Raw genomic sequence first — 25,045 nt, 5'->3', positions numbered from 1 at the left:
TCATGCGCATGCGGACGACCGGGGCACCCCAGTCGTCCGCTGTCCAGACATAGGAGAGTATTGCCTCATTTCGGGCAGGGCTCGGCACCCACCCCGCACAGGGGGATCACCGGACACCGAGCAACAGTTCAACCACCAACTGGTCGAGTTTTTCGTACTTGTGTCCCTTCTGCCCGTACGCCACCCGATCGAATGGCTTCTCCCGCAGGCTGTGCAGCGCCTCGCCCGAATACGTGATGGGCTGTCCGTCGTCCTCCGCCTGAATCTCTCGCAGCAATCCCTGAATCTCCTCATCCCGGCGGAAACGTTCCACCTTCTCGCGCAAAATGAGATAGTTGCGGATGCACCCGCGGGCAAAATCCCGCACGCCTTCCAGGTCCTCGCTTCGGTAGGCGTGCGCGTCAAAGTGCCGCATCCCTTGATAACCCGCATCCTCCAGCAGTTTGACCAAATAGAAGGTCGCTTTCAAATTCTCCGATCCGAACCGCAGATCCTGGTCGAAGCGGCCGATTTTCTGGTCGTTCAGGTCGATGTGGAACAGCTTGCCCGCCGCCAACGCCTGGGCCACCTGGTGGTGGAAGACCAAGCCCGCCATCTGCTCGTGCGCCACCTCCGGGTTGACACCGACCATCTCGGGGTGCGCCAGCGTGGCGATAAAGGCCAGCATCGCTCCGGTCGTCGGCAGGAACAAGTCGGCCCGCGGTTCGTTCGGCTTCGCCTCCAGCGCGAACTTCAGCCCGTAGTTTTTGTCCAGCACGTACTCGCACAAAAAGTTGACCGCTTCCTGGTACCGCTTGAGCGCGTCGCGTGCGTCCTTCGAGGCGTCGACCTCGACGCCCTCGCGGCCGCCCCACAATACGAAAACCTCGGCGCCCAGCTCGTGCGCCACGTCGATGGCGTCAAGCGTCTTACGAATGGCGTATTCCCGCACCGGCTTACGGTTGGAGGTGAACGCCCCGTCGCGGAACACCGGATCTGTGAACAGGTTGACTGTCATCATCGGCACTTTGAGACCGAGCGCCTGCGCCTTGTCTTTGAACTTGGCGACAAATTGATCGCGCTCGGCCGGCGTGGCGTCAATCGGAATCAGGTCGTTGTCGTGCAGGGTGACGCCGTAGGCGCCCACTTCGGCCATCAGCTCCAGGTTGTCGAGCGGGTCCAGCTGCGGGCGTACCTCGACTCCGAACGGATCGCGCCCGCGATTGCCCGTGGTCCACAACCCAAACGTAAAGTGGTCTTCAGGACGGGGGGTAAATGAACTCATCAGGTCATCCAGCTCCTTCATCCGATGTGAAATGTCGGTACTCGCCGCATCCCGGGCGGCCGTGCCGACCGGCCCGCACCGGTTTAGGCTTGGGTCTCTCCGGCCAGCGCCCGCAGCGCCGGAAAAACCGGCTTGAGGGCTTGATACGCCTGCTGATATAAACCGTACTGGCGGTCGTAAAGGGATTGCCAGGCGGGGTTAGGCCCTACCACATCCGCCACTTCTATCCAATCGGCAATCCCCTGCGGCTGAACGACACCAGCCCCGACGGCGGCGAGAATCGCCGCTCCAAAGGCCGGGCCCTCTATGCCGTGGACAATCTGTATCGGCCGCCCCAAGACAGAGGCGAGGATTTCCACCCACAAGCGCCCTTTGGCGCCGCCGCCGGAAACCCGCCAGGTGTCGGCCCCGAGACCGCTCTCGGCCAGGCAGGACCAGCACTCGCGCAGGCTGAAGGCGACACCTTCCAGGACCGCGCGCACCATCTCGGGACGGCCGTGGCGCCAATCCAGGCCCACCCAACTCCCGCGCGCATCGGCGTCCAAATGCGGCGTGCGTTCGCCCAACAGGTAAGGCAGGAACAGCACGCCTCCCGCGCCCACCGGCGCTTGCGCCGCCTCGCGGGTGAGCAGGTCGTACACGTCCTGCCCAGAGAGCGCGGCGGCCGCATCCTCCAGCTGCGCCAATTGGCGCCGATACCACTGCAACGATCCGCCCGCGGCTTGCGTCACGCCCATCGTGAACCACTGCCCGGGCACCGCGTGGCAGAACGTGTGCACGCGCCCGAGCGGATCGCGAACGGGACGGGCGGAGGGAGTGAGCACCACACCCGAGGTGCCGAGAACCACCGAAACGGTGCCGGGGTTGACAATGCCGAGCCCGACGGCGCCCGCTCCTTGGTCGCCAGCGCCGGCGACGACCGGGATCCCGGCGGGAATACCCAGCAAATCGGCCGCCGCCGGCGTGACACGCCCTGTGACCTCCCCGGACTCAAACACCTGCGGCAGCCACGCCAGGGGGATGTCGAGCGCACGGCACATCTCCTCTGACCAGGTGCGATGCGCCACGTCAAACAAAAGCGTACCCGACGCGTCGCAGACGTCCGTGGCCCGCACACCGGTCAAGCGGTACCCGATGTAATCCTTGGGCAATAAGAACGACGCGATGCGCGCGTAGGCTTCCGGTTCATGCTCGCGCATCCACAACAGCCGCGTGGCCGTAAAATTCGCCAGCGGCGGGTTCTCAGTCAGGGCAATCACCTGTTCGCGCCCCAACTCCCGCTCAATCCACTCAGCCTGCTCGACCGTGCGCAGGTCACACCAGATGATGGCCGGGCGGACTGGCCCTCCGTCATTGTCCAACGGGACGAGCCCGTGCATTTGTCCAGACAGCCCTATGGCCAGGATGTCCACACCGCCCTCGGCGGCCTGCAGCTTCGCGGTCAGGTCGCGCACCGCCGTTATGGTGGCCTGCCACCAATCCTCTGGGTGCTGCTCGGCGTAGCCCGACTTGGGCGCGTAGAGTTCATATGCCGCGCCGGACGCGGCCAAGAGTCGTCCGTCCGTTGAGACGGCCACCACCTTGACTCCGCTCGTTCCGACATCGATTCCTATCAACGCGGAAGGCGCTTTCTCATTCACAGCCCTTCCCTCACTTTCCGCGGAAATCCGCCGTTCAAAACACTGCTGCTCGATTCCCTATTAGTTTATTGGATAACCAAATGAAGATCAATGGACAATCTCAGATTGAGCTAGTCTTTGCGTCTCCTGCTTGCCGCACAGGCGGTTCATGCGGCGACGGGTGCTCGCTCATGGGCGTCTTTCGTGGTATCTGTTGTAATTAAGAAACCGACAAAAATAAGAAACCGACAAATCGTTATGGGAGGAGACGCGATGGAAGTACACACTCATTCCGTTGGCCAGGGGACACGGGTTTTGGCTCTCACGTTTGACGACGGCCCTGATGGCGAGTACACGCCGTTCATTATGGATACCCTGAACCACTACCGAATCCCGGCGACATTCTTTTGTATGGGGCAACAGATTGAAAAATACCCGGACGTCCTGCGCCGGATGGCGAGCACCGGTCATACAGTCGGCAACCACTCCTGGAGCCACCCGGATCTCGCCAAACTGAGTACCGACGACGTTCGCTCTGAACTCCTGGACACCGACGCGGTAATCCGGGAATGCCTTGGGGTCTCGCCGCGATTTGTTCGACCGCCTTACGGCAGCACGAACGAGGCGCTGGACTCGTACATTCGCAGTCTGGGCTTCGAGGTGGTACTGTGGGATATCGACTCCCGCGATTGGACAGGAATTCCCGGTCCGGAGATTGCGCGCCATGTTGTCCCGCAGCTGCAGCCTGGAGCCATCATCCTGCAACACTGCTCGGGTCGTGTTCAGGGCACCACGGAGGCCCTGCCCTATATCATCGAGATTGCGCTCGGCATGGGATACACCTTCACAAGCCTTGAACATATCACCGGATCATCACCCTATCGATATTGAGCCCAGTTTCACCGGCATCCAACAGACCCCCGGTTGTCTTGGCAACCCGTTTTCGCGCATACTAGTTGTACGGGGGACGCTAGGCGCGGATGAAAAGGGATTCATGCGGTTCAAGATTGCGAATAGGATGTGGAAACCGTGTTTCAGTTGGACGGATTCCTCTATCGGGCGTGCAAGTGGATTTACAACCTGTTCCTCCTGAATCTACTGGTGCTGGTTAATTGCATCCTGATCATCACAGTCTACCCGGCAACGGCGGCGGGGTTTGCCATCGTCCGGCAGTGGTTGAAAGGGAACGATCCGCCTGTGCTCCGCACCTATTATCGATATTACCGGGAGAACTTCAAGCAGAGTCTCATCACAGGGTTGGTGATGACCGCGGTTGGCGTGATTTTGTATGTGGACCTTCGCATCGCGGTCCACATACAGTCCACGTTCAGCCTGATTGTCGTCCTGTTTTTCGGCATTCTCACTGTGATCTACGGTGCCGCCGTACTGAGCCTGTTTCCGCTCATGGTCCACGGATACTATACGCATTGGAGGCTGCTCGTCACCAGCCTCAAACTGGGCCTGTACAAGTTCCACCTGACGTTCCTCAACCTGGTCTGCATCGCCGCCCTGCTGTTCGTGTCCTTGCGCTTCACGTTTCTCCTGTTTTTCTTCTTCGTGAGCGTCTGCATCTTTACCACATACTGGTTTGCGGAGCGGAAGTTTTCGCAACTGTGGGCGGCCCAACAACAGACAGCGGACAGCCACAGCGCATAACTGGCGGCTGTTATATCGAGACGAACGATGCAGGGAGAATTGTGCCTCAGAACCGCCAGAAGCTGGCACAATAACGCCCCAACAAAGGTTGACCTTTGCCGGGGCCGAATGACTTTAGCCAGGCGTCTCCTGGGCGAATCACATGGTCACATCTTGAACTGACCGACCAACGTCTGCAATTGCTCCGCCATCCGATTCAAAGACTGGGCTGAAGCCGAAATTTCCTCCATCGACGCCAATTGTTCCTCGGTGGACGCGAACACCGTCTGCATCCCGGCCGAGGTCGAGTCGGTGACGGTGGATACGTTACCCATCAGTGTCTGCAGCTGCTCCGCCCGATCGGTCAATTGCCGTACCGACGTAAACACCTCTTCGAACTGCCGTACCACTTCCGAGACCGATTCACCAATTTGCCCAAATGATTCGCCCGCGTCGTGAACGGCGTGGAGTCCGGCGTTGACCTCGGACGTGCTAGCCTCCATCGATTGCACGGCAGCCTGACTCTCCTGTTGAATGCTGGAAATCAAATCGGCAATCTGCTGCGCCGACTGACTGGAGTGCTCCGCCAGCTTGCGTACCTCTCCGGCGACGACGGCGAAGCTCCGCCCATGCTCTCCGGCTCGCGCGGCCTCAATGGCGGCATTCAGCGCCAACAGGTTGGTCTGCTCCGCAATGTCGGTGATGACTTCAACAATCCGGCCGATCTCCTGCGACCGCTCACCGAGACCTCTGACGACGACAGCCGCCTGATCGACAATTTCCTGGATGGAATTCATCTGCACGTGCACAGACTGTATAGAATCATTCCCCAACTTGGAGATTTCGACCGCCTTCGCAGCCGATGCAGACGCCTCCTGCGCATTGCGGGCAATCTGTTCCATGGCGCCTGCGATGTGGTTTACGGCGTTTGCCCCTTCTCCAACGGTGTGTACCTGCCGCTCCGCGCCCGCGGCTACATCCTGTGCCGTCTGTGTCACCTGTTCCGTCGCCCGCATGTTCTCCTCCGCGCTTGCAGACAGTTCTTCTGCAGATGCCGCCAGTTGCTCGGAAGTTTCGCTGATGTTCTTAATCAGGTCACGCAGGTGATTCATCATGCGGGAAAAACCAACCGCCAGACGAGAAATTTCGTCATTGCCGCGCTTGACCAGAGGCTCCACACTCAAGTCTCCCGCGGCGACACGCTCCACCTGGTGCGCCATTTTGGTAATCGGCTTCGCGATCCGCCCGGCGAGCCACACACTCACCAGAGCACCTAGGATGACTTCCAGCACCAGGACAATCACCAACATGTGCAGCACCTGGTTGGCAGGAGCCTCAAAATCCGCCATATACGACCCGGCGGCCACGTTCCAACCCCAATCCGGGTCTTTCTGAACGTAGACAATCTTCTTGGCCACGCCCTTGGAATTCGGCAGCGGCCACATGTACGTCAGATACCCGCCGCCTTTGTCAGCCAACCGAACCATCTCCCGCCCCGACATGACACCGTCGACGGTCTTCTGGTTCCAGTTGTCCTGCCCCTCCACCAGAGGATTCATCAGGCTGACGGCATGATCATTGATGGCGATGATGTATCCGTTGGACCCTATCTTAAACCTGGGATTGATAGGCCGATGCCCCTGCTTATCCTTTGGGCCCAGAACCTCTTCCTTCACCATTTCCTGAGCGGCCGCCAAGGTCATCCTACCGGCCTTCACCTGTATGTTGGCTTCGTCAATCAACGCGAACACATGCAGGACATCCTGTTTCAACTGCTGCTCACCGGCAGCCTCCAGTTGCTTCTTCGTGATCTCATAGGTTACGAGGCCAATCACCAGGCTTGGAATCATCAGCATAGCCAGCGACATGGCCAGGAGTTTGATACGCAGCGACGAGAAGAAGACGCCCAGTCTGAGGTTGTTCATGAATGCAATCCCCCTACCACCATGGATCTTCTTTATTGTCTAGTCCCCAAGTGCCGAGCGTCAGATGCAGCAAAAAAGCAACCTGCGCATAGACGTACGGTTGCCTGGCCGATCATCTGAGATTGTCTGGATGATGTGGCAACCCGGCCGCCATAGACATACGTCCGTAGACCCGTGGCTTTGCGTCCCAACGTTTCCGCTGGTTTGCCCTGTTCACAATCTGTAAAATATGGATTTTCCCATCGGAGAACTCAGTCTCGACAGTGAACTTGCCGATCCGTTCTTTCTTCCGCCGACCTACACCCTGAACCCATCACTTTGATATGTAAATCCAGGTCTTCATAGCAGGAATGCAGGTACGGTTTCAGATACTGATTTCAATCTTCAAGCGCCACAGCTCCAGATACAGGCTTCTCCAACGCCTCCACCTCGTACGTACGCTCCACCCTGCCCAGCAGAATGACGTAGGCGAGTGCGCCCAACAGCGCTACAGCCCCGGTGATAATGAGTGGGATCCGGAAACTGTGAAACGTGCCGTACAGCGCACCGGTGAGGAGGGGTGCGAACGATGCACCCATATTGCCACCGAAGTTCTGCAACGAGCTGACCGAGGAGACCACCTTGGGCGGAGCCAAGTCCATGGGCAGGGAGTTCACGCTCCCGGTCACGAGCCCCATCGCAGCCATGGTGAGTACCAAAAACACCACCGTCATCGTTGACGAAGTGCTGTAAGCGGCAATCAGCACGCAGACAGTGCTGAGCACAAGACCGCCACCGATGATCGTCTTGCGTACCACGGTCCGGTTCCCGCCACGGTTCACCCAGGCGTCTGCCAACCATCCACCGAGAATGGTCGTGACGATGGATACAATAAAGGGCAGCGCACTGAGGGAGCCACTCTGACCGATGCTCAGATGTTCTTGCAAAACCAGAATTCCCGGCAGCCAGGTCAAGAACACATACAGCACGTACAGATACCCAAATTGACCGATGATCATCGCCCACGTGTTTCGATATGCAAACAGTCGACCCCAGGAGACGTTTGCCCTTTCCACAGGCGAGTCCGATGAAGGCTGGATTCCCTTGTCTTTTCGATAGATGAGCAACCAGACTATCGCCCATATCAGGCTAAGGGCGCCTGTAACGAAGAACACCTGCCGCCAACCAAGCCATACTAAGACGGCGGCTGCGAGGGGAAGCCCGAGCGTCGGGCCCAATTTGTTCCCCGTGAAATAGAGGCTGATAGCCTTGCTGCGGTCGCGCGCTGGAATGTTTTCAATGACAATCCGCGGCGCGGAGGGTAGCAGGGCCGACTCGCCGATACCGAGCAAGGCTCGAAATGCCGCCAGTACGGGTATCTTTAGAGTGATGGCGGACAGCCAGGTTGCCACTGTCCACAGGACCATTCCGATGGGGAGGACTCGGCGCGGGTGAAAGCGATCGGCGATAGGCCCCGCGGCCAACAGGAACAGGGTCAACGACCAACTGAAGATGGACTGTAGCAGACCCAGTTGCTGAGAGGTAATGATGTGGTGCTTAACCCAATAGGCTCCGACGATAGAAATGTTGACTCGATCGATAGCCGAGATGACCAACGCCGCGAGAAGCATCAATACAACGGCCCACTCATACACAGACCAAGTGGAACCGCGAGACTCAGGCCTCTCCATAACGTACACGTCCCTTCCATGGTTCCCGGTTATTTTCCGTGCTGAACGAGACTTCACTCGTCATTACACGGATGTCAAATCCTCCATCATGAGGCAGAGTGGCGCCAGCATCAGAACGTCCTCTCACAGCGCCAGGACGTCACGCCACTTGGCTCTCACCTCGTCTTGCAGGCGAGCACTGACCTGTGCCACCGGTGGAAAGTCCTGCAGGTGATCAAATGGGCGGCAGGCGTCGATAATGGCTCGCGAGCTGAACATCGCCTTGGACGTGTATGCGATGGACATCGGATCGTTCTTCGAGCCCATCGCGTTTTGAATGATGTCGATATCTCTGGCCGGGTCTGTACGAGTAGCGACTGCCCACATGACTTCGGACAGATTGGACGGATCGATGTCGTCATCCACCACGACCGAGTAGCGTCCCATGTACGCCCCGACCCCGCACTGGCTGAGGACATGGCCACACTGGCGAGCGTGACCGGCGTACCGCTGTTTGATGCTGGCCACAGTGAACATCCGCGCTCCGCCGATTTCGTGCGCCCACACTGACTCAACGCCAGGCACACCGGCTGCCACCAGGGCATCAAACAGCAAGGCCGAGCGCATCACGGCCTTGGAGTACGAGTAGTCATTGGGCGGTTTGGCCGGCGGGCTGCCGACAATGATAGGATGGGACCGGTAGTACACGCGTTCCACCGTCACAACCGGCGCCGACTTTGCCCCAGCCTGGTAATACCCATGAAACTCTCCAAACGGACCTTCCAATCGTTCGTCGCCGGGGTAAATCCACCCCTCGAGGACGATCTCTGCGGCAGCCGGGAACGGCAGTCCCGTCAGTTCTCCGTGTACCACCTCCACCGGTTCGTTCAGAATGGCTCCGATATAGTTGAACTCGCACATCCCGTACGGCACCTCGATGCCGGAGATGAGGTAACACAGCGGATGGGCACCAATCACAATGCACACCGGAAATGGCTTGCCCGCCGCCGCATGCTTCTGAAATTGGATATGCCCGTGCTTTCCGGAGACCATATCCAGACCCACGTGAGTCGAGTCGTGCACCATAACCCGATACGTGCCCACGTTTATCCAGTCCGAATCGTAGTCCTTCGTCACGACCGCACAGCCGGTGCCAATGTAACGGCCCCCATCTCCCTCGTGCCAAAGAGGAGACGGGAACTTCAATACATCGACCGCGCCATCTCTGTCCACGTGCTCGAAAACCGGCCCATCCTTCACCGAGACGAAACCAAAGTCGCGGGCTCGTGACTCCCACTCCTTCGGTTTACCCCGCAGCCAACGAACCAGTTCGTTGTGGTCACGAGTGAGCGGTGCACGAAGGAGGGAAGCCAGGCGAAACGGGCTGCTGGTGGTGCACGTCAGAACCCGGAATCCCCGGGGATAACCCCGGATGTCGTCGAACAGCAGCGCTTTGTTGCCGTCACGCCGTACGTTCAATTCACTGATGGCTCCGAGTTCCAGTTCCCAATTGGCGCCCTGGACCACCTGGAGCTCTTCACGCGCCTGCATATCATCCAACCATGCTCTCAGATCCAACGGATTTCCGTGCGACATGTAACCTCGTCCCTTCTTGGGCTGGGTCCGCGGCGGAAAAGACGGCTACGCGGACACTTGCTTCCCCGAAAATCTCCACAACCTTCTCCGCTGAGGCGATGCCCTATAGGATGGCGGTCATTACCCAAGTGCGTCTGTCACATCGCCTACGTGTGATGGTGCATCACTGCGGCGGCAACCGCGCCCTCACCTCTCTCACCTCCCTGTCAGGTTACACGTCCGTAGGATGCTCATGAGCCACTCTGGTTGAACAATCCCAATAAGGAAATTAATGGGACCAGGAGCGCGTCGGATCACCAAATGAGCGAGAGCTGTTCCGAGAGGATATCGGCCGCTTTCATCGCTCGCGACTTCACTGCATCAATCCTCTCCTCCGTTGCCTCATACATCGGCAGAGTTACCACCACGGCGGCCCGCACCATCCCCTTTCGGTCATGTACAGGGACGGCCAGGCCAAACACGGTTGGATTGACCTCTTCCCGGGATACGGCATACCCTTGCTCACGCACCTGTGCCAGCTCGCGTAGCAATGCGTTCAGATCCGTGATGGTATGTTCGGTCACGGCCTCCATGCCGCGTTCCTTCATCAACGCCACAACTTCCTCTTTGGGCAGACTGGCCAACCATACCTTCCCCGCCGCAGTGGCGTGCAGAGGAGCGCTCAATCCGAGCATCGACGCCACTCGCAGGGGTTTGGTACCATCCATCCGCTCCACATAAATCAGTTCGCGATTTTGCTCCACCGCAAACTGCACACTCTCTCCGGTCTGACGGACCAACTCCGCGAGCACTGGCTGCACGATGTCCTCCAACTCTGTGTGATCCTTGTACCGCAACGCCATCGCCACAAACTTGAATGAAACGGTGAATCGGCCTGTCCGCTCGTCCTGGATGACATACCCCATGTCTTGGAGCGTGGAGAGAATTCTCGACACATCCGCCTTGTGAATCTTCAAGGCATTCGCCAGCTCCATCACGCCCATGCCATCCGGCGCCTGGACCAGCGCGTCCAACAGTTGCATCGTGCGAATCACCGCCAGCAATCGACCATCCCCATTCCGGTTAGATTTTGGTTCCGCGTCACCATAGATTGCAGACTCGCCACCCTCCGTACCTAATCCGCTTTCCACCGTTTTATCAGGTTGGACTCTATTCCAAACTGATCGAGTGCTCGGGCCACGATGTGATTCACGATGTCATCGACACTCGTAGGTCGATTGTAAAATGCCGGCATGGGCGGCACAATGGACACCCCAATCTCCGCCAAGCGGAGCATGTTCTCCAAGTGAATGGCACTAACAGGCGTCTCGCGCGGAACAAGCACTAGTTTCCGAGACTCCTTGATGGTGACGTCGGCGGCCCGCATAATCAGATTGTCCGCGAGCCCCATACGTATGCTGGCGAGTGTTTTCATACTGCACGGGACCACAATCATCCCGTCAACGGGAAACGAGCCGCTCGACACGGCCGCAGCCTGGTCGGCAGCTGAATATACATGGGTGGCCAGCTGCTTGACATCGGACAGAGACCAGTCGGTCTCCTGATGAATGGTAGCTTCCGCCCACTTGCTCAGAATCAAGTACGACTCAATATGTAAAGCTCGCAAAACTTCAAGGGTGCGAATCCCCAGGATGGCCCCGGAGGCACCAGTGATTCCCACGATTATACGCATATCACCGCTCCCACACACTTCCACGCTTTCGCGCGTTTATGGTCTCCACGCTTCCATCGACCCCCACCAACATGCCGCGCGAACTATGCCGGTGATGATGCGCACTCGAAACAGATACCTGTAGCTTCGGTATCAACAGTGACACCGAGAGCGATACCGTTCTTCACGGTCATACGTGCAACCAAGTTGATGCAACTTAGTTACAATTATATTAGCAAGACAGAATTGAAGATGCAACGGACTTTTCCAACTTGCCTAAGCAGTAAGAGGTTATGGCGTCAACCGCTGCCGTATGGATGTGGAAAATAACGAGGTGTCAAAGGTAAAGGGCTACCACATGGGCAGCCCTTTGTCCCCACGAATAACTAATGTTTTGTCTGGTCATGGCTACTTCTGTTGCTTCGCGTAGGCTTCCGCATACTCCTTGGCGATTTGGTCACCGCCTTCCTCATGCCATTTTTTGACCTGCGCCTTCCACTGCTGTACTGTGATCTTGCCGAGCAAGAACTGCGTGTTGGCATCGGTCAGCAATTTGTCGAGCTGCGCGCCGCGCTGTTGGTAGGTGGGCGAGGTCAGGGTATAGGTTGGGTCCACAACAGCATACTTGTCGTTCTCTTCGACAAGCTTGTTGGTCAGTTTGTCAATGGCGCTCAGATTGGCGGCCGGTATTGCATAGGTGGTTGGATCCACCACGCCCAATGTGTAACGATACGGATATCCAACCGTGTCCATGTAGTCGGAGTTGGGATTGATGACTGCCTTGCCGTTCTTCACGGTATAATCCTTGCCTTCGATTCCATAGGCGAGCAGGTTGGCCATCGGGCGTTCGTCAAGTTTTTCAAAGAAGTCCAGGATCTGCTTGAGTTGTGCCTCAGTCTTCACGGACGACTTCGGAAACATGAGCTCCCCATTGTAGCCAGGACCGGCGGGTACGCGGATCTTTCCATTTGGAGCCTTAAGCGCGCTGAACGCGGTAATCTCCGCCTTGGGGTTATTCTGTTTGAGGCTGGCCAGGTACGCGTCGCCCGTGTTCGACGTGTTACCGATGGATCCCGCCTTCCCGTCGAAGAAATACCCTTCCCACTGGGGCCGCTGGATGACTGCCGAATCGGAGTTAACCAAGTGCTCGTCGTACATTTTCTTCTCAAATTCCAATCCCTGCAGATACTGCGGAGTGTCCACGTCCTTGATGAACTTCCCGTTGACGACTTCCCAATTGTTCGGCGCTCCGAAGGCGACGGCGAACGAGTCGACGGTGGTCGCAAATGCGGTCGTCACCGACGCACCAAACGTGTCATTCTTTCCATCCTTGTCCGGGTCGTCGTGGGTGAACTTTCTAAGCATATCCAGGTATTGATTAAGTGTTTTCGGTACCTGGAGACCGAGATTTTTCAACCAGTCGGCGCGCACAAAGGTGACGTTCCGTGCCAACGGACGCACCCGCGGCAGCCCGTACAGGTGACCGTTCACCTCCGCGTTCTTCAGGATGACCGGATTGATGTTGAACAACTTCGGGTACTGCTTGATGTACGGAGTGAGATCCCAAAATTGGCCCTGCTGAATGGCATTGAGCAGCCAGGATGAACCTTGCGCGTGCGGATCGCCGGCGATGACGTCAGGTAAATCCCCGGAGGCGACCATCACTGGGATCTTCTGAGCGTACGTCGTGCTGGGAAGCGCCTGAATATTCAACTTCGTATTGGTGTACTTCTCAATGGCCCTTTGGACCTCGTTACCCGCCTTCGGAAACTCCTTGCCGGCAAAGTCATAGATCATGGAAATGGTGACCGGACCCTGCGATTTGGAGCCCGAAGCGGCCCCGCTGTTGCTGGTGTTTCCGCCGGAAGAGCCCCCGCAACCGCTTACAACAGTTGTCAACAACAACGCCCCTGCCGCAACCGCACTACCTGCCATCATCGACCTCTTCTTTGCTTCCATTCCATCTTCGACCTCCCTATTCTTCTGTCAGCTCAGCCTTTGACTGAACCTAATAACATACCTTTCGCAAAATGTTTTTGCAGGAAAGGATATATTATCAAAATGGGAATGGTGGATATGACAATGACGGCCATGCGCACCCCTTGTCCAAAAATCTGGACCGTGTCGGCTGAACCGGAGGCGTTGCCGAAGCCGCCTGAGGCTAGCACCACGATCTGTTGCAGCAACACTTGTATGGGCCACTTGGTCTGATCATTGATATAAAGAATGGCATTAAAGTATTGGTTCCAGATGCCAACCGCATAGAACAGCCCAAACGCGGCCAACACGGGCAACGAGAGCGGCAACACCACCCGGAACAGAACGCCCAATTCGGTACACCCGTCTATCCGCGCCGCTTCTTTCAAGTCCTCTGGGATTTCGAGGAAGAAGTTTTTCATGATAATGAGATAGAAGCTACTGATGAGCCCTGGAATCATCAGCGACCACAGGGTGTTGATCATTCCCAGGTCTTTCACCACGAAATAGGTGGGAATCATCCCTCCGTTGAACAGCATGGTGAACAAGACCAGCAAGAGGAAGAACCTGCGGCCTGGCAGTTTCCGGTGTGAGAGGGCGTAGGCGGATAACGCCGTCGCAACCAAACTGAGCACCGTGCCGACGACCGTGATGTAAATGGATATACCCAGACTGCGCACAAACGTGTCAGTCGAGAACAGGTATCGGTAGGCGCTGAGCGTAAACGATTTTGGGATAATGTCGTCCGTCGCGGAAAACGAGGCGACGACCACATAGACAAACGGGAGCAATGTAGCCAGCGACACCAACGTGAGCACGGCAACGTTGACCGTATCGAACACTCGTCCAGCAAAGGTGCGTTGATTCATACACTTCCCCCCCTCAATAAATGCCTTCCTCGCCGAACAACTTCGCAACTTTATTGGCACCAAGCACCAAGATCAAACCCACGACCGACTTGAACAGCCCGATGGCGGCACTGTAGCTGAATTGCCCCTGCTGCAGGCCGAGAGTATACACGTAGGTATCGAAGACCTCGCCCACGTCTCGGTTCATGGCGTTGAGCATCAGCCATATCTGCTCAAACCCGACATCCAGAAAGCTGCCCAGACGAAGTATGAACATGATGATGATGACGCCGCGGATAGCGGGCAGTGTCACATGCCAAAGCTGCTGCAGCCGGTTGGCTCCATCAATGCGAGCGGCTTCGTACAACTCCACGTTCACCCCGGCCAACGCGGCGAGAAAGATGATAGTGCCCCAACCGGTTTCCTTCCAAATGTCCTGGATCACGATGAGCGGCCGGAACCAGGCGCTGCTCTCCAAAAAGTTCACCTGGTGCAATCCCACCATATTGAGCAACTCATTGACCAAGCCTCCTTGCGTCGTCAACAGCATGTACGTGATGCCGACTACGACGGTCCAGGAAAAGAAGTGCGGGATATAAATAAGCGTTTGCACAGAGCTTTTGAACCAGTGAATCCTCAGTTCGTTCAGGAGCAAAGCCACAATAATCGTGCACGGAAAGAAGAACACAATGTTGTAGACCGCCAGAATGAACGTGTTGCGAAACAGTTGCCAAAAGGCCGGATCGGAAAAGAAGCGTTGAAAATTTTCCAATCCGACCCACTGGCTGCCTAGCACCCCCTGAAACGGTTGATAGTTTTCAAACGCCATGATCACGCCCCACATCGGCCAATATTTGAAGATGATGAAATAGGCAAAACCGGGGAGGAACAGGGCGTATATCCAGCGTTCCTTCCAAACGCGCCGCCACAACTCGTGTACTGGACGAGACTTCGTCTTAGGCACCGGCTGTTCGGAAATCGCTTGCCCTGTCATCACGTCGCTCATGCAAGCCATCACCTCCATACTAGTATGTAAGAAGACATTTGTACGTCGAGCTGCACAGATCTCTCATCGGCACCCGAACCAACTCCGCAAAACCGCTGGGCTGATGTTCCCAGGTGCTCAACCGGAGGACTCGGCCAATCCGACGAATTGCCTGAAGTTCCCCGAGAACAGCTGCTCGACATCGCGGCGGATGACGTCTTCGGTCACCAGCCAGCCGGATGACTGCAGGTTCTCGTACTTATCGGCCAAGACACGCGTGAGCACGCGTCTCGCCCTCTGCCACTTGTAAATCAGGTGCTCCAACACCCGGGCGTCCGAGTGCTGCGCAATGAAAGTCGGGCCGAGAAGCTCGAGACGCATGCGGATAATTTCCTCCACCAGGGTGTCGGTATTGACAAACCACCAGCAGCCAAACGGCATCAGGTTGTGAAACTTGCGTGCGGCTACGACCAGGGCGTGCTGGTTCTCGCGCGCCAACATGCTGACCAGAAACCGGTTGTCCGGGTAATCCGCACACAGCGACTCCAACGGCCGTACAGGCGCATTGGCCAGGCTGTCCCCCGCAGCGCGAAGCGCCGGATTCACCTGTCGCCGGGCGCCCATCATCAAGGACAGCGGGAGTCCCCGTTCCCGGCAGAACGGCAACACCACCTCCTTCAGGATGCGCCCGCGCACCCCGTCTGGCTCCGGATAGACAAAGTCATCCGCCGTGGAGAACGCCACGTATAGCGGGTGCACGGCGTCTGCGCAGTCCTCCAGGAACCGCCTCAGTTCCACAACGGAGCGGCCGGACAAGGACTCGTCCACCTCGTAACCTTTGGCAATCAACACAGGCACCACCGAGGAGTACTGGTTCATCAACTTATCCAGCCTAAGCGAGGCGAGAAACCTCTTGTCCATCCCCCCCATCTCGCTCCAGAAGGCGGTTTCTTGGTCATCGAACGGATCGTTCGTCATGACGATGTGCGTGACGTTGGCCAGGTTCATGATGCGGGAAATATACTCAGCCGTGGGCACGTCAGACAGCGCCTCGCGCAGAGCGGTCAGCGTCAGTCGGCCGGTATCACAGCCCATCGCCCGCGCAATCTCGACGACGCCGGACGCGGCCTCGCTGACGGGTGAGGTATCGCGAAACAGCGAATTCCAGACCACCTCGGCCCGCTGCGCCTTGGAAAGCCCCCAAAACTCGTGATAGGGCATATGGTGGACGCGAAACGATTCGGACACCAAATAGTGAAAGTTTAAGGCTTCGTCCGCCCCGCACAACAGCAGGGATCCCATCTCCGGAGCAAAAAGGTGGGTATGCATATCGAACGCTGGGGTCTCATCGACCACACGCGCTACCAGTGACGCCAAATCCGCATCCGCCATGGTCATCTTCTCCTTTCCTCCGAGGCTCCGGCTATATGTAGCCGTTTGCAAGCACGCCGCCGTCGACAATCAGCGTGGTGCCGGTCACGTAATCACTGTCTGAAGATGCCAGGAACACGGCTGGCCCGGCGATGTCTTCCACCCGCCCCATCCTTCCCGCGGGAATGCGCGCCTCCAGCTTTTCTGGCTGGTGCACTCCCTGCTCGACGAAGCGGCGGAAGATCTCGGTATAAATGTAGCCGGGGGTGATAGAGTTGACCTGGATGTTATGTTTACCCCATTCGACGGCCAAGTTCTGCGTCAACTGCTTGACCCCGCCCTTGCTGGCCGCGTAGGCAGCTCGTCCGGGAATGGCGGCGTGGGCGACCACCGACGTGATGTTGATGATCTTGCCTCCCTGCCCGCGCTCAATCATGTGCCGGCCCACCTCTTGACAATAAAGGAACGTCCCGTCCAAGTTGATGTCCAGGCACTCCTTCCACTGCTCAAACGACAGTTCCTCGGACGCGTCAGCCACCGAGATGCCGGCGCAGTTGACCAGGATGTCAATCTTGCCGAACGCCTCCAACGCCGTCCGCACCGTTTGCCGGACATCCTCGGGCCGGCGGACATCCGCGGTCGCCGGCAAGGCGCGGCGCCCTGTGTTCTCTTCAATCCATCGCGCCTGTTCCTCCAGCTCGCTGAACGTGCGGCTGACCAAACAGACGTCCGCTCCTTCATCGGCCATCCGTCGGGCAATCGCGGCGCCGATACCGCGTCCGCCGCCTGTAACCAACGCCACACGGTGTTGCAGCCGCATGTTCATCCCTCCTTGACGGCCATGCGCCCGTATTCTTCGTTCGGATCGGCCCACCGGTCGTTCGGAATCAGCGGAAACCAGCCGGGACGAGCGGGATCGCGATCATACGGGTAGCCGCCGAGCCGTTTATATTCCTCCGCGTACTGGCCGAATTTGTCGGGATCCAGCGTCACACCCAGCCCCGGGCCGTCGGGGACCTCGATGCAACCGTCCACATACGCAAACTTGCCGCCGGCGATGATGTCGTCTCGCAGGTGATGATAGTGGGCGTCAGCGCTGAACGTCAGGTTGGGAAGCACCGCCCCCAGATGCAACATGGTGGCGAGCTGGATGCCCAATTCCCCCGACGAGTGCACGCCGATGGACATCTGAAACGTCTCGCAAACCCCGGCTGCCTTGATACAAGGGCGAATGCCGCCCCAGAACGTGGTGTCCAGAAGCACCACATCGACGGCTGGGTTGAGGACGTTCTCAGCCAGCTGTTCGAAGTTGACGACCACCGTGTTGGTGGCAAGCGGCAACCCGACCATGCCGCGTACGCGGCGATTGCCGTTCAAGCCCCAGGTGGGGTCTTCCAGGTAGTCGTTGTTCAGGTGGACGATGGCCTTACCGAAGCGAATCGCCTCCTCGACACTCAGCGCTGCGTTTGGATCATACCGGAGAGTATCCTCGGGAAAGGCGTCCGCCAGGGCCTGGTAGCACTCCAATTCATAGTCGGGCGGAAACACGCCGCCTTTCAACTTGTGCGAGCGGAAGCCGCAGCGCTGGCGGAGATCGCGGGCGTACTCAACCAATTGGTCAACGGTGCGTACCTCCCCCTCTCCCGATGCGTCATCGGGCAGCCGGAAGAACAGGTAGCTGGCAAACGGAACCCGATCCCGCAGTTTTCCCCCGAGCAGTTGGTACACCGGCACCCCCAGGGCCTTGCCCATGATGTCGAGGCAAGCAAATTCGATGGCCGCCAGGACCTGCGTCCGGTTGTTGTAGAGACTGGCGGTTGGATTGGCGATTTTGAACCGCAGCTCCTCTAGAAAAAACGGGTTATGCCCAATCAGGTACGGACGGAGGGCCCGAAACATCTGCTCGGCGCTCTCGCCACCGCCACCCATTTCCCCGAGGCCGATGATCCCCTCGTCGGTCTCCACCTGGACAACGGTCCGCACAAACCGGCCCCAATGGGCGCCGTTGCTGTGGCGCAGCGGAGCTTCCAATGGTACGCTGACGGTTGTCGCGCGGATGTCTGAGATACGCATCCAAATCCACCTCTTTGCTGTGTCCCTTCTGCCCGAAAACTTCTCTAGTCGCGAAAGTACAGAGGGTATTGGCTCCGCACGACGGCCACGTCCTGTTGCAGCCGGCGCAGGTGGCGCGTCAACAAACTGACCGCTCGCTCCTCGTCGCCGGCTGCAAGCACGGACACGAGTTGCTCGTGTTCTTCAATCAGGGTCTGCACATTCTTCAACTCTTGCAGCGACAGGGTGCGCACGCGGTTGAGATGGGCCCGCATCTGGGCGACAATCGAGACCAGGGTCCGGTTGTCCGCCGCGGCCATCAGCAGTCGGTGAAACCGTTCGTCTGCCTCCAGAAATCCCAACACGTCGCCAGTCTGAGCCGACTTTCGCTGGGCGTGCAGAGCCGCTTGCACCTCGTCCCGCAGCCGCATGCCCCAGTCGGCGTTCGTGTGCCAGCGTGCGATAGCCGCCCTGAGCGCGCTAACCTCCAGGCTTTCGCGGACGAAGCGGGCCTCTTCCACCTTCTTCTCGGAGATGAGCGCCACCTTCATCCCGCGCTGCGGCAGCACCTCTATCAATTCTTCGACGAGGAGGGTCCGCACCGCCTCTCGCACCGGCGTCCGACTCATGTTCAGCATGGTGGCCAGCTCGTTCTCATACACCGCGCGGCCCGGCTCCAATCGGAGCGACAAAATCGCCTCGCGGATTGCCTCGTACGCCTGTTCACTGAGGGAGCGGCGGTCGGTCTCCATTCCAAACGGATTGGCCACGCTCAGCCCTCCAGGCGGACGGCTTGCAGCTGGGCGAGCACCGCCAGCTCCGCCGCCCTCAGGGCATGCTCTTGGCTCATCGCCCTCTCCGTTCGCTCCAAGCAATCCAAAATGAGCTCTCCAAAGAACGGATACCCGACACGCCCGGAAACCGGGATGTGATGCTCCCCTTCATCGTTGACCAGGTAGACGTGGTCACCCTCAGCGTCGCGGCCGACGTCGATGTACTTGCGCAGCTCGATGTACCCGTGCGTGCCAAGGATGAACGTGCGGCCGTCTCCCCACGTGCGCAATCCGTCCGGCGTGAACCAGTCGACGCGGAAGTATCCCGTGGCCCCGTTGCCCAGGTTCAACGCGCAATCTCCGAAGTCCTGAAACTCCGGGAATTCCTTGTACCGGTAGTTGGCCACCCGGCTTTGCGCGATGACCGCGTCGTCGCATCCGGTGTAAAAGAGGACTTGTTCAATCTGGTGACTGCCGATGTCGCACAGGATACCGCCATAGCGCTCGGGCTTGAAGAACCAATCCGGTCGCCCCCCGAGGCCGATTCGGTGCGGGCCCATGCCGATGACCTGCACCACGCGGCCAATCGCACCGTCCGCAATGAGCTGCCCGGCAAAGACCGCGCTCTCCACGTGCAGCCGCTCGCTGTAATACACCGCGTACTTGCGCCCCGTCTCCGCCACCGCCTCGCGCACCTGCCGGACCTGGTCCAGGGTGGTCAGCGGCGGCTTGTCGGTGAAATAGTCTTTGCCATGGCGCATCACCTGGATCCCGAGCGGCGCCCGGTCCGCGGGCACCTTAGCGCTGGCGACCAGGTGTACGCTCGCATCCTGCAGGACCTCCTGCACGGACCTTGCCGCCCGGGCGGATGGGTACGTCCGCTGAAACGCCTGCACTTTTTCCTCGTCTTCGTCATACACCCACTTAAGCTCTCCACCAGCCTCCAAGAGCCCGTTGCACATGCCGTAGATGTGGCCGTGATCCAGCCCCACGGCGGCAAACACAAAGTCCCCCTTTTCGCAAACCGGGTTGGGTTTCCCCTTCGGGGCGTAGTTCATCCCGTCCGCTTTCGACATGGTGACGCCTCCTACCTGACCTGCGCGTTGCGCCCGTAGGTGCCGCTGGTCGTGATCTCGTTGTCCGCAAAGGAAACGACAGAACTCGTCTTCTCATAGAAGTGGGGCGCCCGCGCAAGCAGTCCGTCGCGGGTATAGAATTCATCATCTGCGGCGAGCGGCAGTGTTGTCGGTTCTCCGGTGATGGCCGACTTGTAGATGGCGGTGATGAGCTCCAGGGTTCGCCGCCCCTGAACCCCGTCAATGAGCACAGGCTGCCCGGTCTCCAGCGCCGTCAACACGTTGTCGATCTGCCCTGTGTGACCTTCGTAGCAAAGCTCCGGCAGCAAGTCGTAGAAGCCCTGGATATCCCGTTCGACATCTACAGCCCGCTCGGGGAATCCGTTTTCACGCGAGACAGAGGCGTACAATCGCCATGGCATCGCCACCATCGCCTTTTCCGCCTGGAACACGAGCTGCTGCTCCTCGCCGTGGTGGACGACCGAACTGGTGATGTGCGCCAGAGCACCGTTGCCAAACCGCAGCAGCGCCAGCGAGATATCCTCAACCTCCGCATTGTCGTGGGCCAGGTTGGCCATCACCGCCTGCACCTGTGCCGGCATCCCCATCATCCACTGCAGGGCGTCGATGTGGTGCACGGCGTGATTCAAGGTGCACCCGCCGCCCTCGCTCGCCCAGGTGCCCCGCCACCACAGGTCATAGTAGCTGTGCCCCCGCCACCAGTGCGAATCCACCTGTGCGTGCAACACCTTGCCGGCCACCCCGGCCTCCAGGACTTGCTTGAGTTTCATCATCGGCGTGCGGAAACGGTTTTGCGCCACCACCGACAACACCTTTTGCGCCCTTTCGGCCGCTCGCAGCATTTGATCGCACTCCGCCAGAGACGCGGCCATCGGTTTCTCGACCAACACGTGCTTTCCCGCCTGGAGAAAGGCGCAGGTGATCTCCGCGTGCGTTCCCGGCGGCGTGCACACCGAGACCAGTTGAATCTCCGGATTGCCCAAGAGCTCACGGTAGTCTTTGACCGCCCGCGCGTTCAGGTTGTAGCGCGCGATTTGCTGTTCCGCCTTCTCCGGGTACACATCCGATACAGCCACAATTTCAGCTCTACCTGGAAACGTGAGGTATGCCTGGATATGTCTGCTAGAAATCGCCCCGGCGCCAATGACGGCCACCTTGACCATGCCAACGCCTCCTCGCTGTATGTAAACTCGCATCTCTCGCCCAAGCCGAAAGAGACGGAATCCTTTCACCCCGGATTCTATTGTATACTTGTATTCAAGTCAAGAGAGAATTCTCGACCGCCCGGCAACGCTGCTGCAGCCCGGGACGCCGGACTCTTAGCCAGCGCGGCAGACGGTCGATCTTCTCGCGCTTGTCCAGATAGCATTCGTTATAGTCGGTCACAGCATGACCAGGGTTTTCACATGGTTCTTGTACGATCCGGTGCGCAGACAACGAGGCAGCTCCGCCAGCGCAATCTTGTGCCCCGTGAAGACCGGTAACACGTCGCGGCGCCGCCGCAGGAGTTCAATCGCCGCCGGGAACGTGTTGGCATAGCGGAACACGCCCTGCACCGACACCTCGCGCAGGCACAGGTCCAAACCGTCGAGCTGCACGGCCCCGGCCGCCCCCATCCCGACCAAGACCATGCGCCCGCCGGGCCGCACCACTCGCTGCCCCCAGGCTACCGCCTGACCACTGCCGCTGCAGTCGATGACCGCGTCGTACACACCATCCCGCTGGGCGTCGAAGACCAAGGTCGAGAACCCGAACTGCTCCGCGACCTTCAACCTGTCGACTTGCACGTCGCACAATGTCACCACCGCCCCTTCGGCGTCGGCCGCAAGGGCGGTCAGTAGGCCCACAGGGCCGGCTCCCAGGATGAGCACCCGCTCCCCTAGATGCAGCGCCGCCTTGCGCACCGCGGCAATCCCTACCGACAATGGCTCCGCCAGGCTGGCCTCCTCTGGGGTCAAGCCGTCGGCGGGATGGGTGAACGCAGCCGGGTGGTTGATCCGCTCCGTCATCGCTCCGTCCACAGGCGGCGTGGCAAAAAACCGCACGTCCGGGCACAGATTGTAACGACCCTGCCGACACTGGGGACACTTCCCGCAGGGGATGCCGGGCTCCATCCTGGAGAGAATGGGACAACCCGGCTGCGCCCACACACAGCCCGCAGCAAAAGATGAACCGAATTCAATGGACGGACGGGTGGACCTGCACGCGGGTGGTGAACACCTTTTCGTCTTCCACCCTAGCCGTCTCGCCGGTCAGCGTGAAGACGCCCTGAAGCCGGATGTCTTCACTGGAGGCGCCCACCATCACCTCGATTTCGCCCGGTTCCACGACAAACTCCATGGCTCGGTTGTAAAACCCAAACTGATGGGCGGACAGGGTGAACGTCACCCGCGCCGACTCACCGGCTGCCAAGTGGATGCGGGCGAAACCTTTCAGCTCCTTCACCGGACGGGTGACGTCCGCCTGCGGATCGCGAATGTAAAGCTGGACCACCTCGTCGCCGTCGCGATTTCCGACGTTTTGCACCGTGCAGGCAATCTCGACCTGCCCGTGCACATCCACCCGCGGGCTCGAGAAGGCAAGGTCCCGATACTCAAAACGAGTGTAGCTGAGTCCATGCCCGAACGGGAAGAGCGGTTTGGTGCTCTCATCCACATAGTTGCCAGTCCAGTGCGAACGCCCGCCGGAGAGCTTGTGCCCGTAGTACACCGGCACCTGTCCGACCGAGCGGGGCACGCTGATGGGCAAGCGACCCGCGGGGTTGACGTCGCCAAACAGGACATCGACTACCGCCTCGGCCCCCTCCTCGCCCGGGAGCCACGCCTCGACAATCGCCGGAATGTGTTCGGCAAGCCAGGGGATGGCGAGCGGGCGGCCGCTGATCAGGACCACGACTGTCGGCGTGCCGGTGGCGGCCACCTCCTGAACCAACCGTTCCTGGTCACCCAGAAGTCCGAGCGTCGCCCGATCCCGCGATTCCCCGGTCGTGCACCCCGCGGTCAGACCCGCGCGGTCTCCGACCACGACCACCGCCACCTCCGCGTCTCTGGCGGCCGCGATGGCCTCGGAAAAGTCGGCGCCCGTCTCCAGCACGTCGCAGCCTTTGACGTAGCGGACCTCGGTTTCGGGCCCGACCTTCGCCCGCAGCGCCTGCAGGATGCTATTCATGCGCACAAACTGGTCCACCGTATCGACATTTTCCGGCAGCGGGGTATGGAACACGTTGTCGTCATCCCGCATCTCCAGCAGCGACTCGATGTGGCACGGGTACGCGTAGTCGCCGACCATGTTGCGTACGCTGTCGGCGTTGGGCCCGATCAGGGCAATCCGCGAAACCTCGCGCGAGAGCGGCAGCACGCCGTCGTTCTTCAACAGCACAATGGACTTCTCCGCCGCCTCGCGCGCCAGTCCGCGCTGCTCGGCGTTGTCAAACACGGTGATGGCCTGGCCCTCGTCCACAAACGGGTGCTCAAACAGGCCGAGCCGCATCTTCATGGTCAAGACCCTGCGCACCAGCGCGTCCACCTCGGCCGCCTCAAGGCGCCCTGAGGCCACGGCGTCTATCAGCGGCTGGGCGTACACGTCACGGCTCGGCAACTCCACGTCCACACCTGCCTTGACCGCGAACTCAGCTGCCTGAACCTTGTCTTTGGCCACCCGGTGGTACTCGAAGAGCTGGTTGATAGCGAAGTAGTCGGAGACGACAATCCCGTCAAATCCCCAGCGGCCGCGCAGGGTTTCCGCCAACAGTTCATGCGAGTAGTGGCACGGGACCCCGTCCAGCTCGTGGTAGCCGGGCATGATGGCGGCGAGACGCGCCTCGCGCACCACCGCCTCGAACGGATGCAGGTATACCTCCCGCAGCTCCCGCTCCGGGATGTGCGCGGGCGCCCAGTTCATCCCGCCTTCCGAAGCCCCGTACCCGACAAAGTGCTTGCCCGTGGCAACAACACCCTCGCGCAGGCTATCGCCCTGCAAACCGCGCACATAAGCGATCCCCATCTGCGCGACGAGGTACGGGTCTTCCCCGAACGTCTCTTCCACCCGGCCCCAGCGCGGATCCCGCGTCACATCCAGGAGCGGCGCCAGCGCCTGATGTGCGCCCGCCGCCCGCATCTGGGCACGTATCACCTCGCCCACCCGGCGCACCACGTCCACGTCCCAAGTGCTCGCGATGCCAATCGTCTGCGGGAAACAAGTCGCCCCTTGCGCCATGTAGCCGCTGCACGACTCCTCGTGCACCATGGCCGGGATTTTCAGGCGCGTGTGCTGGAGAAGATAGGATTGGATCTGATTGGCCAACCGCGCAGTCTCCACCGGGCCCAAATTGGTGGCGCCGCCGATGCGGGTAACCTGGCCGATGCCGTGGTGCATCAGGCGCTCAGCCTTCGACTCGGAAAAGGTCAAACCGTCCAACACCTCGTAGGCCCAGAACGAGGTGAGCTGGGCGACTTTTTCCTCAAGGGTCATTTGAGCGAGGAGATCGTCCACACGCTCATCGATGGGCCGAGCAGCGTCGAGATAAGGTGTCATGTTACCATTCCTCCCTCAGTATTCCTGCAAGAAACCGGATTCACAGTCTAGCAGGCTGTGTGGCCATATA

At 59.4% G+C, this 25,045-nt stretch carries 20 protein-coding genes and 1 riboswitch; of the genes, 2 read left to right on the top strand and 18 right to left on the bottom strand.

Annotation, left to right across the window (positions count from 1 at the left end):
• Positions 1-106: 106 nt before the first annotated feature.
• The gene (xylA, locus tag AK2_RS13880) at positions 107-1,264 is read right to left on the bottom strand and encodes a xylose isomerase (RefSeq protein ID WP_067935702.1); all 1,158 of its coding nucleotides are present in this window, start codon (positions 1,262-1,264) and stop codon (positions 107-109) included.
• An 83-nt stretch (positions 1,265-1,347) separates the two neighbouring features.
• Positions 1,348-2,904: a xylulokinase gene (gene xylB / locus AK2_RS13875; protein WP_157076356.1), complete on the bottom strand. Its 1,557-nt coding sequence runs from the start codon at positions 2,902-2,904 to the stop codon at positions 1,348-1,350.
• A 252-nt stretch (positions 2,905-3,156) separates the two neighbouring features.
• Here xylB and AK2_RS13870 point away from each other — a divergent pair, with 252 nt between their 5' ends.
• Both AK2_RS13870 and AK2_RS13865 read left to right on the top strand, forming a co-directional pair.
• Positions 3,157-3,774 (top strand): polysaccharide deacetylase family protein, encoded by a 618-nt coding sequence (locus tag AK2_RS13870; protein ID WP_067935677.1) that lies wholly within the window; start codon positions 3,157-3,159, stop codon positions 3,772-3,774.
• Between the two features lie 138 nt (positions 3,775-3,912).
• Complete coding sequence (locus AK2_RS13865) at positions 3,913-4,539, top strand: YesL family protein (protein WP_067935674.1); 627 nt, start codon at positions 3,913-3,915, stop codon at positions 4,537-4,539.
• A 146-nt stretch (positions 4,540-4,685) separates the two neighbouring features.
• Here the strand turns inward: AK2_RS13865 and AK2_RS13860 are convergent, their stop codons facing one another.
• The 16 genes from AK2_RS13860 to AK2_RS13785 form a co-directional block, all read right to left on the bottom strand.
• Positions 4,686-6,443, bottom strand: coding sequence for a methyl-accepting chemotaxis protein (locus tag AK2_RS13860; protein WP_067935670.1), 1,758 nt, complete (start codon positions 6,441-6,443; stop codon positions 4,686-4,688).
• A gap of 134 nt (positions 6,444-6,577) precedes the next feature.
• Positions 6,578-6,662: riboswitch (cyclic di-GMP riboswitch) on the bottom strand.
• A 158-nt stretch (positions 6,663-6,820) separates the two neighbouring features.
• A complete protein-coding gene (locus tag AK2_RS13855; protein ID WP_083521228.1) occupies positions 6,821-8,113 on the bottom strand; it encodes an MFS transporter in 1,293 nt (430 codons plus the stop codon).
• A 123-nt stretch (positions 8,114-8,236) separates the two neighbouring features.
• A complete protein-coding gene (locus AK2_RS13850) occupies positions 8,237-9,688 on the bottom strand; it encodes a UbiD family decarboxylase (protein ID WP_067935664.1) in 1,452 nt (483 codons plus the stop codon).
• A 293-nt stretch (positions 9,689-9,981) separates the two neighbouring features.
• Positions 9,982-10,722, bottom strand: a complete 741-nt coding sequence (locus tag AK2_RS13845) for an IclR family transcriptional regulator (protein WP_245632919.1) — start codon at positions 10,720-10,722, stop codon at positions 9,982-9,984.
• A gap of 80 nt (positions 10,723-10,802) precedes the next feature.
• Entirely contained in the window at positions 10,803-11,360 is a 558-nt protein-coding gene (locus tag AK2_RS13840; RefSeq protein WP_067935659.1) for a UbiX family flavin prenyltransferase, read from the bottom strand.
• 387 nt (positions 11,361-11,747) lie between these two features.
• A complete protein-coding gene (locus tag AK2_RS13835) occupies positions 11,748-13,298 on the bottom strand; it encodes an extracellular solute-binding protein (RefSeq protein ID WP_067935656.1) in 1,551 nt (516 codons plus the stop codon).
• 32 nt (positions 13,299-13,330) lie between these two features.
• On the bottom strand, positions 13,331-14,185 hold the full coding sequence (locus AK2_RS13830) for a carbohydrate ABC transporter permease (protein WP_067935652.1): 855 nt from the start codon (positions 14,183-14,185) through the stop codon (positions 13,331-13,333).
• A 13-nt stretch (positions 14,186-14,198) separates the two neighbouring features.
• Positions 14,199-15,170 (bottom strand): ABC transporter permease, encoded by a 972-nt coding sequence (locus AK2_RS13825; protein WP_245632918.1) that lies wholly within the window; start codon positions 15,168-15,170, stop codon positions 14,199-14,201.
• Between the two features lie 117 nt (positions 15,171-15,287).
• Positions 15,288-16,541, bottom strand: a complete 1,254-nt coding sequence (locus tag AK2_RS13820; RefSeq protein WP_067935649.1) for a hypothetical protein — start codon at positions 16,539-16,541, stop codon at positions 15,288-15,290.
• 31 nt (positions 16,542-16,572) lie between these two features.
• A complete protein-coding gene (locus AK2_RS13815) occupies positions 16,573-17,340 on the bottom strand; it encodes an SDR family NAD(P)-dependent oxidoreductase (RefSeq protein WP_067935646.1) in 768 nt (255 codons plus the stop codon).
• Positions 17,341-17,342: 2 nt separating this feature from the next.
• Entirely contained in the window at positions 17,343-18,593 is a 1,251-nt protein-coding gene (locus AK2_RS13810; RefSeq protein WP_067935642.1) for an enolase C-terminal domain-like protein, read from the bottom strand.
• 44 nt (positions 18,594-18,637) lie between these two features.
• The gene (locus AK2_RS13805; protein ID WP_245632917.1) at positions 18,638-19,342 is read right to left on the bottom strand and encodes a GntR family transcriptional regulator; all 705 of its coding nucleotides are present in this window, start codon (positions 19,340-19,342) and stop codon (positions 18,638-18,640) included.
• 2 nt (positions 19,343-19,344) lie between these two features.
• Positions 19,345-20,421 (bottom strand): Gfo/Idh/MocA family protein, encoded by a 1,077-nt coding sequence (locus AK2_RS13800; RefSeq protein WP_067935638.1) that lies wholly within the window; start codon positions 20,419-20,421, stop codon positions 19,345-19,347.
• Between the two features lie 11 nt (positions 20,422-20,432).
• On the bottom strand, positions 20,433-21,605 hold the full coding sequence (locus AK2_RS13795) for a Gfo/Idh/MocA family protein (protein ID WP_067935634.1): 1,173 nt from the start codon (positions 21,603-21,605) through the stop codon (positions 20,433-20,435).
• A gap of 219 nt (positions 21,606-21,824) precedes the next feature.
• Positions 21,825-22,451: a zinc-binding dehydrogenase gene (locus tag AK2_RS13790; protein WP_245632916.1), complete on the bottom strand. Its 627-nt coding sequence runs from the start codon at positions 22,449-22,451 to the stop codon at positions 21,825-21,827.
• Positions 22,452-22,620: 169 nt separating this feature from the next.
• A complete protein-coding gene (locus AK2_RS13785) occupies positions 22,621-24,975 on the bottom strand; it encodes a glycoside hydrolase family 3 N-terminal domain-containing protein (protein WP_067935624.1) in 2,355 nt (784 codons plus the stop codon).
• Between the last annotated feature and the right edge of the window lie 70 nt (positions 24,976-25,045).

The sequence above is a fragment of the Alicyclobacillus kakegawensis NBRC 103104 genome, assembly GCF_001552655.1.
GTDB lineage: Bacteria > Bacillota > Bacilli > Alicyclobacillales > Alicyclobacillaceae > Alicyclobacillus_G > Alicyclobacillus_G kakegawensis.
This window is presented reverse-complemented; position numbering and strand designations above follow the sequence as displayed.